We start from the raw sequence: 12,844 nt of genomic DNA, 5'->3' as shown, positions 1-12,844 counted from the left end.
CGGTGAAGCAAGGGCGGCACGGGGGGCGCATGCCATCCGGAGGCACATGACTTCCGGTGGAGCCGATCTGTGCTAGGTGTCGGCTCCCCCATGCCTCTCGCGGTAGCCCTCACGCTCTATTCGCTGATCATCCTGGTGGGCGCCCTCGTGGGGGCGCTGGCGGTGGTGCTCACCCGGACGCCCACGCGGCTGGTGACGTTCCTGGCGTTCGCCGCGGGGGTGATGTTCGGGGCGGCGTTCTTCCACATGCTCCCCGAGGCCTATGTCGGCGGAGGCTTCTGGGCGTTCGCGCTGGTGCCCGCGGGCTTCGTCTTCCTGATGGTGCTGGAGCGCTACGTGCTGACGCATGCGTGCGAGGAGCCGGCCGATTGCAAGGAGCACGTGCACGGGCACACGCTGGGCCTGACGGCCTTCCTCGGCCTGTCCACGCACACGCTGTTCGATGGGATTGCCTTGGGCTCGGCGGTGAAGGAGGGGGTGGGACTGATGGCGCTGATGGCCATCACCTCGCACAAGGTGCCCTCGTCCCTGTCGCTCGCCTCCATCCTCAAGGCCGAGGGCAAGAGCACCTCGCGCATCCTCCTCTTCGCGGTGCTCTACGGGCTGATGGTGCCGGTGGGCGCGGTGCTCTACTTCGCCTTCGACGCGGTGCTGCGCTTCGAGTCGCTCGCCCCCCGCGCCCTGGCCTTCTCGGCGGGCACCTTCCTCTACGTGGCGGTGACGGATCTGCTGCCGCACGTGAACCGGCACGGCAAGGACAACAAGGCGCGCAACCTGGTGGCGTTGGTGACGGGGCTGGTGTTGATGCTCGCGCTGGCGCGGGTGGCGGAGTTCCCGGGGCACTGAGCCATGCAACGACTGTCTGACTGGTACGACCATCCCGAGTACTACGAGGCCATCTTCGGCACGGACACCGCGCGCGAGGTGGACTTCCTCGCCGAGGTGAGCCGCCGCTACGGCACGGGAGGCAAGCGCTGGCTCGAGCCCGCGTGCGGCGCGGGCCGCCTGGTGGCCGAGTCCGCGAGCCGGGGCTTCCAGGTGGTGGGCTACGACATCTCCGAGAAGATGCTGGCCCATGCCCGCGCCCGCCTGTCCCCGGCCCTGCGCCGGCGCGTGCGGCTGCACCAGTCGCGCATGGAGGAGTTCTTCCAGCCGGAGCTGGAGGGACAGGTGGACCTGGCGTTCAACCTCGTGTCCACGTTCCGCTACCTCGACAGCGAGAAGGCGGCGCTCGCGCACCTGAAGGGCACGCGGCGGCTGCTCAAGCCCGGAGGCCTCTACGTGCTGGGCTTCCACCTCACCGACTACGAGCGCGACAAGGCCGAGCGCGAGCGCTGGGTGGAGCCGCTCGGCGAGGACACGGTGGTGTGCAACACCCACGAGGGGCTGCCGGACCGCAAGCTGCGGCGCTCGGCCATGCGCAACCGGCTGCGCATCACCGGGCCCGGCAAGGATCTGCTCATCGAGACGCACTGGCACTTCCGCACGTATGACCTCGCGCAGGCGCGTCGCTTGTTCCGGGCGGCGGGGCTCCAGGTGCGGGCGGTGTTCGACTTCGACTACCAGGTGGACGCGCCGCGCGCCCCGAGGGAGATCCGACTCGACAGCATCTTCGTCCTGGCTCCGGGCGAGGCGACGGAGTCGGCTGCGCGCAAGTGAGTCACGGAGCGTCCGGGTCCGTGGACAGGGGACCGCCTCCCAGGGGATGGAGGTTGGCGTCCCTCAGGCCCACGAGGACGCTGGAGCCGTCCTCGGCCACCCGCAGCTCGCCGTACTTCGCCTGGGCGTAGCGCTCGGCGTGCCCCTCCTGGAAGAAGAAGGACTCCGCGCCCAGACGGACGCGGCCCCGGCGCACCTTGAAGCGCAGCCACATCTCCCCGGGCCCGGGGGGCCGTGACTCCTCGAGCCCGACGAGGTGGCCCACGCCCCGCTCGTCCCTGCGGATCACCAGCCGTCCGTCCGCCGCCGGCTTGTCCTCGGGAATGCGGGCCTCCCGGCTGACGGCGTAGTCGAGCACCATGTAGTCGCCCTGGATGAGCGAGCGGGGATCCACCGGGGCGAGCTCCAGGAACAGGGGCGTGCCCCGCGCGAGCAGCCGCTCCTTGCCGGTGACGAGCACCACCAGGGCCACCCCCACCAGGGCGAGTCCACCGAAGATGACGTGGGTGCGTTTCATGAGGCCTCTCCGGCCACGGGAAAGCGGCGGGCGATGAACAGCCGCAGGCCGAGCATGAGCAGGCCACTGCCCAGCAACGCGAGCGACTTGGCGAGCAGCGACATCCGCAGGTCGTAGTAGTAGCTCACGCCGAACACGAGGATGAAAAGCACGGCCAGGCCGAGCAGCACGGTGTTGCGCCGGTGGAAGCCCAGCATCAGCACGCCCAGCGCGGCGATGACGCCGGGGGTGTTCAACGTGAGCAGCGCCGTGAGGGCCAGCGCGGCGAAGGCCGTCACGCCCGCGGCGCCTCCCGGTCCGGCCTGGGTCTCCTCCATCACGCGCCAGGCCGAGTACAGCGTCACCGCGGCGAGTCCCAGGGTCAGCACGCTCGCGGGCAACTCCAAGCCCTCGCGCCCGAGGATGTCCCGGTAGAAGCCCTGGAACCAGGTGCGCATGAGCAGCACGAAGAAGAGGGTGGTGACGAGTCCGAAGGCCGTGGGTGTCACCAACGGCGCGACCCTGGCGCGGCCCTGGAGCCTGCCCTGTTGGAGAAGGAGCACGTGGGCGAGCGCGGTGAGCCCCACCAGGGCCACGTCCGCCACCACCGGGGGGGCCTGCTCTCGCAGCAGGTACAGCAGGGAGAGGGCGGCGAACAGCGCGGACAGGAAGCGCTGGAGGGTGTCCGGGTAGACGACGAGGAGCACGAGTTGGAGGACGAGCGCGGCGAGGGCGGTGGCCGCCTCACTTCTCCCGAGGCTTTCCACGCCCACGAGGAAGAACCCCTGGCCGGCCAGCCCGGCGGACAGGGCGAGCTGGGTGATGAAGACATGGGAGTTCGTGTGGCGCAGCAACACCGCTCCCGCGGTGATGACGAGCCCCATGACGATGGCGCCTGCCTTGCTGTCGTCCAGGAGGAACATCGAGAGGAAGATCACCAGGAACAGGGAGGCCACCCACGCGCCCAGTCCCGCCAGGACGCTGACGAACCAGGGCGTGTTGTGCTGGGTCTCGGGCCGCGAGAGGAGCGCGTCACGGGCCCGCTCCTGGGCCTCGGGGGGCAGGACCATTCGAAGCGAGGGTTTGAAGGTCATGGCGATGTCTCCTCCACGTCACGTGCCTCGGCGCGCAGCCACCAGACCGCGATCCCCACCTGCGCGATGACGAGCAGGCCGAGCCCGAAGAAGGCGATCATGGAGTCGAGGAAGTCGGCATCGAACAGCAGGTGTCCCCCGAAGGTGGAGATCAGGGCCACCGCGCTCAGGGCGCACAGGGTGAGCAGGAAGAGCTCCGGACGGACCCGGCGGTGGAAGAGGTACACCGCGCCCATGATTCCAACGAGCGAGCCGAGCGCCAGGAGCTCCTCGGGGTCCGCTTTCTCGGGCGATGCCGCCAGCATCACTGCCGGGCCGAGCAGGGGCAGCATCGTCATCATCGCGAGGACTCGTGGCGACCAGCGTCCCTCGAGCCAGGCGACGCCTCGTCTCGCGAGCACCTCGTGCGCGACCCAGGCCACGCCATTGATTCCCGCGAGCGTGAGGAGGAGCCAGGTGCCCTCCCAGTCGACGACCTGGTCCCAGTAGAGGACGAGCGCCGTGTCCACGAGCAGCAGCAGCCACAGCCACAAGGGGCTGAAGCGCGCGAGCACCACCCAGGGCAGGATGAGCACCCCCCACCCGAGGAACAGGCCGTAGGGGTCCGCGCCCGTCTGGTACGCCTGCCCGTAGACGGCGAGCAGGGGGCCCACGAGCACCGCGGCGAAGAGCAGGGCGAACTGTCCCGCGAGCCCCTCGCCCAGCCGCCACGCGGCGATGCACGCCCCGGTGATGGCGGCCAGCACCAGCCCCAGCTTCCCGAAGCGGTGCAGGGCCTGCCAGTTGAAGGCGAAGAAGTAGATGACGCCGGAGAGCACCAGCAGCGAGCCGAAGCCGAGCAGCACGGTGGACAGGAATCGCCGCCAGGCGGCCGGGCCGGGCGTGGCCACGGCGCGCCGCGAGGCCTGCTCCAGGGCCGCGGGAGACAGGACGCCGGCACTCGCGAGCGCGTGGAGGCGCTCGGGGGTGGCGGCGAGGTCGAGGGGATCGAGGGGCACGGCGCGCGAGCCTAGCGCCGTGCCCCGCTTCACTGCCAGTGAGGGCTCACCACCGCGAGCGCCGCAGCTCGAGCAACCACGCCTCCAGGGCGCCGCTCTCCCGGGGCTCTTCTGGAAGAACGGAGCGCTCCCGTGCCTCGTCGAGCTGCTCGAGGGCCCGGCCGACCTTGCCGCGCCAGCTCTGGGAGAGCGCCTCGGACAGCTCGCTGCGCTCGCCGCGCCGTTTCCAGCGGACGAGCTCTCCCGCGTCGGCGAAGCCATAGCGGTCCATCAGCACGGTGAGGTCCGCTTCCACCTCGCCGGTGAGCAGCGCATGGGTGCCGGTGAGCGCCGTGCGCAGCACATAGAGGAGCTTCTTGGTGGAGAGAAAGCCCGTCTTCTCCCACTCGCGCGCCTGGCTCTGGGCGAAGCCGCGGTAGTGCCGGTGGAGGCGCCGCGACAGGACGCCGCGCACCAGGGGACGCAGGGCCTCCAGCTCACTGGAGCCCCGGAGGGGGTGGGCGCCGAGCAGCCGCTCCAGGTAGTTGCCATTGCCCTGGAGCACGCCGGTGAGCACGGCGCCCAGCTCGTTGGAGGAGTAATCCACCTCGACGCCCTCCACGATCTCCAGGCGCTCGGTGGGCGGGGAGGGGCGCGACTCCAGCCGGAGCAGGTGCGAGGTGGGCGTGACGTGGACGCACTTGAGGTCCAGGTCGCTGTCGGGCGAGGGGAAGCCATACGCATGGGCCCCCGTGAGGCTCACGACGAGGTGCCACCGGTGCGCGGCTTCCTCGTCGAGCACGCGCGAGGCCACGCGCGTCTGGTGTTCCGTCAGCAGGTCCTCCGTCATGACGCGTCCTCCTTGTCCTCGACGGCCGGAGGCGCGGGGGCATCGCGGCCGAGCGGCCCGGGCTCCTTTTGCACCCAGCGCCGCGCCAATTCCTCACCCACGCGCCGCAGCAGCCGGTCCGCGCGCGCGTAGTCGGGAAACGCGGGCAGGGTGCTGGTGCGGTGGGCCTCTTCCAACTCCGGCGCGAGTGCCTCGGCGTCTCGCAGCACGTCCTCCAGGGCAACCTGTCCCGACTTGATCTCCAGCAGACGCGCCTTCATGGCGCCGGACACCTCGAACGTGGGCACGCCCTCCTTCAGCCACCCGGTGGCGAGCACCACCAGCCGCAGCAGGTTGTAGGCGTTCTTCGGCCGCAACTCACGCGCGCTGGGGGGCCGCTGTCCTCCTCCGCGCGCATAGCGGGTGAGGGCGACGAAGTCGTTGGACTCGATGAGCCCCTGATCCCACAGCGAGCGGTAGAGCTGCTTGAGGTACGTCTTGGCCGCGAGCAGTGCGTCCTCGGGCGAGGGCGCGGTACGCGGGGAGATGGCGGCGAGCCGCCGGGACACCTCGTCGAGCGAGGGCGCGGGCTCCTCGCACAACCATGCGAGGACGAGATCCCGGTGCTCGGCGAGCCGCTGGCTGCGCGTGAGCTTGTCGAGCTGGCTCATGGCATACCGGCCGAAGCTGCCGAAGATCGCCTTGGACACGAAGGACTCGCGTTCGGCGAGCAGCCACTCGCCCAGCACGTCCGTGGCACGGGCGCTGGGGACGAAGAGCGTCTCCAGGGTGTTGGGGTCGGCCCGGATCGCCTGCTCCACCGCCTTGGAGACTTCCCAGAAGGTGTGGCTGCCATCCGCGCTGACCAGGTCCTTCGCCTTGTCGGCGAGTCCGAAGTGCCAGGGCAGGGGGAGGGCGAAGACGCCGCGCAGGTCGATGTCGGAGGCTTCGTTGGCGAGGCCCCACGCCTGCGAGCCCACCACGGTCTCCAGCACCACGCAGGGGCGCAGGGCGTCCCAGGTGGCGGCGCGACGCAGGGCGAACTGGAGCTGGCCCGGCTTGCGCGGTACCAGCTCTTCCCGGGCGTACCAGAGCTCGCCCACGCCGACGATCTGGATGTCGAAGCCTCCGTCCCGGGCGCGGGCCACGCGGCCCACCACGCCCTGGGGGATGCGGCGCTCTCCCGCCAACCGCTCCACGCGGGTGGTGACCTCGGTGCCGTGGGGGAGGGGAACGGAGAGCCGGTCCACCTGTTCATAGCCCCGGGGACGGGCCGGGGTGTCGGAATGCTTCGGGTCGCGGGTCATGGGTGCCTCCAAGGAGGGAGGGGAACGGACGCCGCCGACGTGGATTGCTGACGGCTAGAACGTCACGAGTGACAGGACCGGGCTTCGGCGCTCAATCGCCTGCCGCGCGAAGCCCGCGAGCTTCGCCAGGAGGGCGTGGAGTTTCTCGGGCTCCTGGTGGTCGCGGTCCATCTTCTCGGCCCAGACGTCCGCGAGCGCGGGCTCGCTTCCGGTGGTTATCCGGGCCAGCGCCTGGATGAAGGAGTCCACCACGCGGGCGACGATCAATCCCCCTTCATCGAAGACGAGGGGCTCTTCCATGGTGGACTGACCCGAGACGCTCTCCGTTCCCCGGAGGGCGGCGGAGAGCGCCATCAACTCCATCTCGATGAGGGGGAACTCGATGAAGGTCCACTCCTCGGGAGCGTGCTCCTCGGTGGTGACGATCGACGCGATCGCGTCCGCCTCTTCTTCTTTCGCGATGAACCAGGTCGTGATCTGCATGGGCGTGCTCCGGCGCTCGTCGTCCGGCGGGAGCTATACCGGCTTTACGACCTGGATGGGCGGGTTGTTTGGAGTTTGGAGGCCATGTCGCCTGGTTGCCTCCTGGTGAACGGCATTCACGGATGTGACTGGTTCTCTCGGCGTCCTCCGTTCTAGACCCGTGCCCCCCACCTCCGAGGTGGGCACGACGACCGTCGACACGTGAGGGTGAGGATGCACTACCGCCGTTTTGGCCGTACCGGCTGGCAGGTTTCACAGGTCGCGCTGGGTGCCTGGCAGCTCGGCGCGGATTGGGGCTCGGTGTCCGAGGACGAGGCGTTGGCCACGGTTCGCGCGGCGCTGGATCGGGGCATCAACTTCATCGACACGGCGGACGTCTATGGAGATGGCCGCAGCGAGCAACTGGTGGCGCGAGCGGTGAAGGCCCATGGTCGCGAGCGCGTCTACATCGCCACCAAGGCCGGACGCCGCCTCAACCCCCACGTCGCCGAGGGCTATGACGCTGCCCACCTGACGGGCTTCGTCGAGCGCTCGTTGTGCAACCTCGGCACGGACCGCATCGATCTGCTGCAACTGCACTGCCCTCCGAGCGCCGTCTACTCCCAGGACGCGACGTTCGCCGCGCTCGAGGAGCTGGTGCACCAGGGCAAGCTGCGCCACTGGGGCGTGAGCGTCGAGACGGTGGAGGAGGCCCGGCGGGCGCTGGCGCATGCCCACCTGGCCAGCATTCAAATCATCTTCAATATCTTCCGGCAGAAGCCGGCCGAGACGTTGTTCGCCGAGACGGTGGCGCGCGACGTGGCGGTGATCGCCCGGGTGCCGCTCGCCAGCGGTCTGCTGACGGGGAAGCTGCGCCGGGACACCCGCTTCGCCGCCGACGATCACCGCCAGTACAACCGCCAGGGCGAGGCCTTCGACGTGGGCGAGACCTTCTCCGGCGTGCCTTACGAGACGGGCCTGGAGGCGGTCGAGGAGCTGCGTCCGCTCGTGCCCGAGGGGGCGAGCCTGGCGGGGTTCGCCTTGCGGTGGATCCTGATGCAGGAGGCGGTGAGCTGCGTCATCCCCGGTGCGAGGAACCCGGCCCAGGCCGAGGCCAACGCCGCCGCGGCGGATCTTCCCCCCTTGTCCGAGCAGACCCTGGCGGCGGTGCGTTCGGTCTACGACCGGCGCATCCGGCCGCTGGTTCATGCGCGGTGGTGAGGAGCGCGCGCTTCTTCTTGAATCCGCGCGGTGAGCTCAAGCTGCTGGCCGCGCGCGGGTGGGCGTCGCTCGACCACTTGCTGCCCGGCGCGGCGGAAGGGTGAGCCGCGCCAGGAGCAGTGCCACCAGCGCGTTGCCCGCATACCAATACAGCGTGTAGGCCGGAGGAATCAGTGGCACGGCCGGGTGGGCGAACGCCTTCACCGCGAGCCAGGCGCTGAAGCCCACGCCCAGTCCCGCCGCGAACCGCCGCAGCCACTTCACCGGGGCGGAGAGGAGGGCGAAGACCAGGGGCACCGCGGCGCTCAGCGCCAGGGTCTGGGCGATGGGGAAGGAGACGAAGCGGTGCCACTCGGGCATGGGCAGGGCGAGCACGTCGAACGCGCCGCCCGCGTGGCCCGTCCACCGGAACACGAAGACACCCATCGTCGTGACGAGGAAGGGCAGCAGGAAGAGCGGGTGGAACAGGACGTTGAACATGCCCGGGCGCGTCGTGGCGCTCATCGTCACCAGAGCGATCACCAGCAGGAGCAACCCGAGCACCGGCGGCTTCCAGTCCGGTGTGACGGGCGCCGCGACGGTGGCCACGGGCGCGGGTGTGGACGCGGGCGGTTGGGCAGCGGCGGAGGGCTGCCCGGAGGGAGTGGTGTCCTGGTTCTTGAAGGGCTGGCCCAGGCTCTGGAGCGCCGTGGGGAACTGGGCACGGGAGAGGCTCGCGGAGGCGCCATCCGCCAGCGTGGAGGGGAGGCGCAGGGTGCCGCGCACACGTCCCTGGTCATCGCTCTCCAGCGTGGCCGCCTCGAGGGTTTCGCGCAGGACGCGGGTCTCGGGACTCGAGTCCAGGGCCGCTCCGAGCAGGAGGGTCTTGCGCATCACCTCCAGGGTCGCCCGCAGCACATCCGCCTTGAGCTTGCTTCCGGCGTCGGCGGTACCGCGCAGCTCGATTCCCTCCGGGGTGGGATCGATCGTGGTGAGGAGCGACTGCACCTGCGGGCCCACGGCGCCCGTCAGGGCCAACACCGGTGAGCCGGACACCATGCCGCCCACCAGCGCGTGCTTCCAGCCGATCTCATCCAGGGCGCGCACGAGGGGACTGTCGTTGCCTAGCCCCTGGTCCCGCCGCTTGCGGGAGAGGGCCCGCTCCAGTTCACCTCGGGGGCCGATCAGCAGGTAGCGCCCATCGAGCGCCAGGTCCGCCGACTGCGGCTTCGTCGCCGCGGGCACTCCTCCCAGCTCGGTGAGCGTGTAGCCCTCTGACTGGAGGTAGACCGACAGTCGGCTCCAGTCGAAATATCCCCGGACGACGCCGAGCCCCAGGGTCGTGGCGACCGCGTCCACATCCCGGTGCGTGTTGATACCGGTCTTCGCTTGGAAGTCCTTCATCTCCCGCTCGAACTTCTCCCGGGACTCGCCCGAGAGGCGGAAGTCCAGCTCGGTGGCCTGCACGAGCATCAGCTCGCGGGTGTCCGGTGCGAAGTAGGCGAGCAGCGCGGGATCCTTGGGGATGAGCCGTGTTCGAGGCCACCAGGCTCCCAGACGCTCCAGATAGCCGAAGTGATACGCGGCCCCGGCTCCGACGGCCAGCAGCACGACGAACACCAGCAGCTTCTTCATGGTCAACGGCTCCTTGGGCGGTGACGCTCGGGCCCCTTCCGCAGCTTACGCGCGAGGGGAGGGGTGATTGCCATGGCGGACTACTCCTTGAGAGGTATGGACGTCCCCTCCAGGCTTCGATCAACCTCTCACGTCAGGTCGGGTGACGTGCCCGTCGAACTCCCTGGTGTGGTTCCGAAGGGATGGACAACACACACGGAGAGAGCGGGTCTGGACGCGGCCCGCCGAGGAGAGGGGATGAGTCGAGTTCCTCCGATAATAGATGAGCGGGAGCTGCATGCCCGGGCACTTCAAAAGGATCCCTTGATCCTGATCGACCTCTTGAAGGCGGTCGCCAGGCAGATCGAGGGGTTCGTGCGGCATGACCTCAAGTGCGACGAGGAAACAGCCTACGACGCCGTCATCGACGTGCTCTACGCCTATGTGGAGGCGCCGGGCCGGTATGACCCCGACAGGGCCCGCCTGGTGACCTACCTCACGAAGGCGGCGAAACATCGGGTTCAGGATCGGCTCAAGTCGGGGGCTTCGCGGGCTCAGCGCGAGGAGAATTTCGCGAGCGTTGTCGAACTCGGGCAGTCGGCTCCGAAGGATATTTTAGAGAATTTCGTGGAGGCATCCCGTGCGGTGGAGCGGCTGGAGAAGCGCCTGAGTGAAAGGGACCTGGCCGTCGTCCGCTTGATCTTGAGTGGAGAGAGTTCCACCGAGGCCCTGGCGCGGGCGTTGGGCCTGAACCCCTCGTCCCAGGAGGAGATGCGGCGGGAAGTGAAGCGGCATCGGGATCGGCTCATGAAGATACTGGAACGTTTAGGAAAGGAGGACCCCGATGACCCTGCCTGACTGGCTGAAGCCCGCGGTCCGCAAGAGCCAGGATCACACGTGGACGCTCGGCTACATCTTCGAGATGGCTCATCGACTCGAGGGCAAGTCGCCCGAGGACCTCGCGGCGGAGTTGGGCTGCTCGCTCGAGACGCTCGACTGGCTCGCGCTCTGCCGTCGGCCGGAAGAGGACCGGTTCGCCGAGCATCTGCGCCTCATCACGGACCGCTTCGATCTGGCGCCGCTTCCGCTCGTGCGGCTCATCCGGCGCGTGGAGTCCCTGATCGCCTTCTCGAAACCTGAGGGCCAGGAGGCCCCGAGCGGGTCCATGTCTCTCGCGGCGCGGGACCGGGACGACGATGACTGCGAGATGGACGAATGAGGAGCGGATGGCTGGATGAGGCGGTGAAGGCCAGCAGGCTTCCCCCCGCCACGGTGTTCCCTCGCGAGCTGGCGGACGAGGTGGAAATCTACCTTCCTGTCTCCCTGGTGCCGCTTCCTGGGCTCACCTGCCACCAGGTTCGCGATTGGCTGGCCCAGAGGAACAACTTCCGGGTCGAAGTCCCGGACCAGGATCGTCCCATCCACGGGTGCATGGTGGCGCATCGGGGGCGGGGCTTCATCTTCTGTGAGGAGCGGGACTCCGCGGAGGTGCGGCGCTTCACCCTGGCGCACGAGGTGGCCCATTTCGTCCTCGATTACCTCCTGCCGCGAGTGAAGGCCCTGGCGGCTTTCGGAGAGGACATCCTTCCGGTGCTAGATGGCAAACACCGGCTCGGTGTTCTGACGGGCCTGTCCGCCATGCTCAAGCGGATTCCCCTGGGTGTTCAGGTCCGGCTCATGGACCGGGATGCCTCGGGCGCCATCTGCTCGGGGAAGGTGGACGCCGTGGAGCATCGCGCGGACCGCCTGGCCTTCGAGTTGTTGGCACCGGCCGATCAGGCCCTGCCGCTGCTCGCGGGAGTGCCCCGGACGCGGGCCGCGGATGAACTGGCTTCCCGTTTCGGCCTTCGCCGGATGGAAGCCGCGGCGTACGCCCGCATCCTGCTCGGGCCGAGACACCGGCCCTTTTCCATCCAGAAGTACTTCCCCGAGGGGGAGGAGGAATGAGCATGTCGGAGGGGATTCCCCCGGATGGGGATGACGGTTTCATCGGAGACGATGACTACCGTTCGGCGTTTGGCGAGGAACTCGCCGCCACACTGGACCTGAGGACCTGGGAACTGGGGCTTGATCCCCGGCACATCCTGAAGCGCTTCAAGGAACAGGTCGACACGGCGGTGCATCAGGAGGACGTCGTCCGGGAGGCCATCCGGAAGGAGTTCTTCCCCCGCCTCAAGAAGCTGCGGGACGCTCCCCAGAGCGCGGGCGTCTACGCGGCCAGCCCCGAGCGCCTGGCCATCATTCACGAGAGCCTGCTCTTCCCGGGGCGGGTCGAGGCCGTGAACAGCGTGGCCGTCTCCCACGACAGCCTGCCCATCGCCATCACGCAGATTGGCATCGCCATCGTGAGCTACGGGGGCAACACGGGGGTTTTCTCCCAGCGCCTCTTTCGCAGGGAGATGTCGACCCAGACGGATGGGCGCAAGCTGCTACGGGACATCTTCGAGCAGCGCCAGGCGCGCGGTGTCGAGGAGGAGGATCCCCTGTCCAAGCTGGCGCGCCGGAACATCCGGGCCCACGCGGAGCTGGCGCTCCTGCTGGACAGGTCGAGCGCCGATTGGCGCATGGGCTACGGAAACCCCTGCTCGCGGGAGCTGCTGTCGGGCTCCGGGTATTCGAGCCTGCTGACCGCGTCGCTCGAGCTGCTCAAGCGCCTCATCCGAGAGCACCGCAAGTTCGTCTTCGTTCCCAACTCTTTGGAGGACCGGGGCTTCCTGACCTTTGGCAACGCGTTGTTCGGGGGCGAGTACGCCATCATCGACACGCTCGAGGCGGACAGCGCGTACATCGTCGACCGGTGGAACTACGACAAGAAGGACCGGGAGCAGGCGTTCAAGTTCGTGAAGGAGTTCTGCCCGCACGTCGTGCGAGGCATCTTCCGCGCGTCGGACCAGTCGCCGCCGTACCTCTTCTACGCGCACCGGGAGCACGCCCACATCGCGGCCCACGTGGCGATGGCCGACAGCATCATCCGCTCCGAGCGGGGCTTCCCCATGCTCCTGGATGTCGCGGATGTGGCCTGTCGGGGAGCCTTCGGCACGGAAGGCTTCATGGGCATGGTGAATGACGCCTACGCCCAGGCGGGCGCGAAGTTCCACTACGTCAGCGAGCGCAAGAGGCGCCCCTAGGAGACATGATCCATGGCCGATGATGGCAAGACCCCTCCCGTCCCTCCGGGTCCGGCGTCCCCGCCGCCCGGGCCCGAG

General features: G+C 69.0%; 14 protein-coding genes. 7 read left to right on the top strand and 7 right to left on the bottom strand.

Annotation, left to right across the window (positions count from 1 at the left end):
* Nucleotides 1-90 precede the first annotated feature (90 nt).
* Together D187_RS11720 and D187_RS11715 are read left to right on the top strand one after the other, a co-directional pair.
* On the top strand, nt 91-846 hold the full coding sequence (locus D187_RS11720) for a ZIP family metal transporter (protein WP_002626823.1): 756 nt from the start codon (nt 91-93) through the stop codon (nt 844-846).
* 3 nt (nt 847-849) lie between these two features.
* Entirely contained in the window at nt 850-1,659 is an 810-nt protein-coding gene (locus D187_RS11715; protein WP_002626825.1) for a class I SAM-dependent methyltransferase, read from the top strand.
* Nucleotide 1,660: 1 nt separating this feature from the next.
* Here D187_RS11715 and D187_RS11710 read toward each other — a convergent pair whose 3' ends face one another.
* Genes D187_RS11710 through D187_RS11685 form a run of 6 tightly spaced genes read right to left on the bottom strand, consistent with a single transcriptional unit; the run spans nt 1,661 to nt 6,845 of the window.
* A complete protein-coding gene (locus tag D187_RS11710) occupies nt 1,661-2,176 on the bottom strand; it encodes a GDYXXLXY domain-containing protein (protein WP_002626827.1) in 516 nt (171 codons plus the stop codon).
* Complete coding sequence (locus D187_RS11705) at nt 2,173-3,249, bottom strand: DUF4401 domain-containing protein (RefSeq protein WP_002626828.1); 1,077 nt, start codon at nt 3,247-3,249, stop codon at nt 2,173-2,175. The genes D187_RS11710 and D187_RS11705 overlap by 4 nt, the downstream gene beginning before the upstream one ends.
* Nucleotides 3,246-4,247, bottom strand: a complete 1,002-nt coding sequence (locus tag D187_RS11700) for a DUF2157 domain-containing protein (protein WP_043429490.1) — start codon at nt 4,245-4,247, stop codon at nt 3,246-3,248. Before D187_RS11700 ends, D187_RS11705 begins: the two co-directional genes overlap by 4 nt.
* Nucleotides 4,248-4,293: 46 nt before the next feature.
* Entirely contained in the window at nt 4,294-5,076 is a 783-nt protein-coding gene (locus D187_RS11695) for a nucleotidyltransferase domain-containing protein (RefSeq protein ID WP_002626830.1), read from the bottom strand.
* Entirely contained in the window at nt 5,073-6,362 is a 1,290-nt protein-coding gene (locus D187_RS11690) for a DNA polymerase beta superfamily protein (protein WP_002626831.1), read from the bottom strand. The genes D187_RS11695 and D187_RS11690 overlap by 4 nt, the downstream gene beginning before the upstream one ends.
* A 54-nt stretch (nt 6,363-6,416) precedes the next feature.
* Complete coding sequence (locus D187_RS11685; RefSeq protein WP_002626832.1) at nt 6,417-6,845, bottom strand: hypothetical protein; 429 nt, start codon at nt 6,843-6,845, stop codon at nt 6,417-6,419.
* Between the two features lie 213 nt (nt 6,846-7,058).
* On the opposite strand from D187_RS11685, the gene D187_RS11680 reads away from it, so the two are divergent.
* Nucleotides 7,059-8,045, top strand: a complete 987-nt coding sequence (locus D187_RS11680) for an aldo/keto reductase (protein WP_002626833.1) — start codon at nt 7,059-7,061, stop codon at nt 8,043-8,045.
* A gap of 36 nt (nt 8,046-8,081) precedes the next feature.
* On the opposite strand, the gene D187_RS11675 is transcribed toward D187_RS11680, so the two are convergent.
* Entirely contained in the window at nt 8,082-9,659 is a 1,578-nt protein-coding gene (locus tag D187_RS11675; RefSeq protein ID WP_002626834.1) for a hypothetical protein, read from the bottom strand.
* Nucleotides 9,660-9,962: 303 nt separating this feature from the next.
* Between D187_RS11675 and D187_RS11670 the strand changes: the two genes are divergently transcribed.
* The 4 genes from D187_RS11670 to D187_RS11655 are packed head-to-tail and all read left to right on the top strand — an operon-like array spanning nt 9,963 to nt 12,766.
* Nucleotides 9,963-10,496, top strand: a complete 534-nt coding sequence (locus tag D187_RS11670; RefSeq protein WP_162159637.1) for an RNA polymerase sigma factor — start codon at nt 9,963-9,965, stop codon at nt 10,494-10,496.
* Nucleotides 10,483-10,857: a hypothetical protein gene (locus D187_RS11665; protein WP_002626836.1), complete on the top strand. Its 375-nt coding sequence runs from the start codon at nt 10,483-10,485 to the stop codon at nt 10,855-10,857. Before D187_RS11670 ends, D187_RS11665 begins: the two co-directional genes overlap by 14 nt.
* Complete coding sequence (locus D187_RS11660; RefSeq protein ID WP_002626837.1) at nt 10,854-11,585, top strand: ImmA/IrrE family metallo-endopeptidase; 732 nt, start codon at nt 10,854-10,856, stop codon at nt 11,583-11,585. The genes D187_RS11665 and D187_RS11660 overlap by 4 nt, the downstream gene beginning before the upstream one ends.
* A gap of 2 nt (nt 11,586-11,587) precedes the next feature.
* On the top strand, nt 11,588-12,766 hold the full coding sequence (locus D187_RS11655; protein ID WP_002626838.1) for a hypothetical protein: 1,179 nt from the start codon (nt 11,588-11,590) through the stop codon (nt 12,764-12,766).
* Nucleotides 12,767-12,844 lie beyond the last annotated feature (78 nt).

The organism is Cystobacter fuscus DSM 2262 (assembly GCF_000335475.2).
Taxonomy (GTDB): domain Bacteria; phylum Myxococcota; class Myxococcia; order Myxococcales; family Myxococcaceae; genus Cystobacter; species Cystobacter fuscus.
Note: the sequence above shows the minus strand (reverse complement) of the source record. Positions and strands in the feature narration are given on the sequence as shown.

What these genes read in the sequence shown, in the direction of transcription:
- D187_RS11655 (WP_002626838.1), top strand. Translation starts at nt 11,588, where the DNA reads ATGTCGGAGGGGATTCCCCCGGATGGGGATGACGGTTTCATCGGAGAC.
- D187_RS11685 (WP_002626832.1), bottom strand. Translation starts at nt 6,845, where the DNA reads ATGCAGATCACGACCTGGTTCATCGCGAAAGAAGAAGAGGCGGACGCG.
- D187_RS11690 (WP_002626831.1), bottom strand. Translation starts at nt 6,362, where the DNA reads ATGACCCGCGACCCGAAGCATTCCGACACCCCGGCCCGTCCCCGGGGC.
- D187_RS11715 (WP_002626825.1), top strand. Translation starts at nt 850, where the DNA reads ATGCAACGACTGTCTGACTGGTACGACCATCCCGAGTACTACGAGGCC.
- D187_RS11665 (WP_002626836.1), top strand. Translation starts at nt 10,483, where the DNA reads ATGACCCTGCCTGACTGGCTGAAGCCCGCGGTCCGCAAGAGCCAGGAT.
- D187_RS11660 (WP_002626837.1), top strand. Translation starts at nt 10,854, where the DNA reads ATGAGGAGCGGATGGCTGGATGAGGCGGTGAAGGCCAGCAGGCTTCCC.
- D187_RS11675 (WP_002626834.1), bottom strand. Translation starts at nt 9,659, where the DNA reads ATGAAGAAGCTGCTGGTGTTCGTCGTGCTGCTGGCCGTCGGAGCCGGG.
- D187_RS11705 (WP_002626828.1), bottom strand. Translation starts at nt 3,249, where the DNA reads ATGACCTTCAAACCCTCGCTTCGAATGGTCCTGCCCCCCGAGGCCCAG.
- D187_RS11695 (WP_002626830.1), bottom strand. Translation starts at nt 5,076, where the DNA reads ATGACGGAGGACCTGCTGACGGAACACCAGACGCGCGTGGCCTCGCGC.
- D187_RS11710 (WP_002626827.1), bottom strand. Translation starts at nt 2,176, where the DNA reads ATGAAACGCACCCACGTCATCTTCGGTGGACTCGCCCTGGTGGGGGTG.
- D187_RS11720 (WP_002626823.1), top strand. Translation starts at nt 91, where the DNA reads ATGCCTCTCGCGGTAGCCCTCACGCTCTATTCGCTGATCATCCTGGTG.
- D187_RS11680 (WP_002626833.1), top strand. Translation starts at nt 7,059, where the DNA reads ATGCACTACCGCCGTTTTGGCCGTACCGGCTGGCAGGTTTCACAGGTC.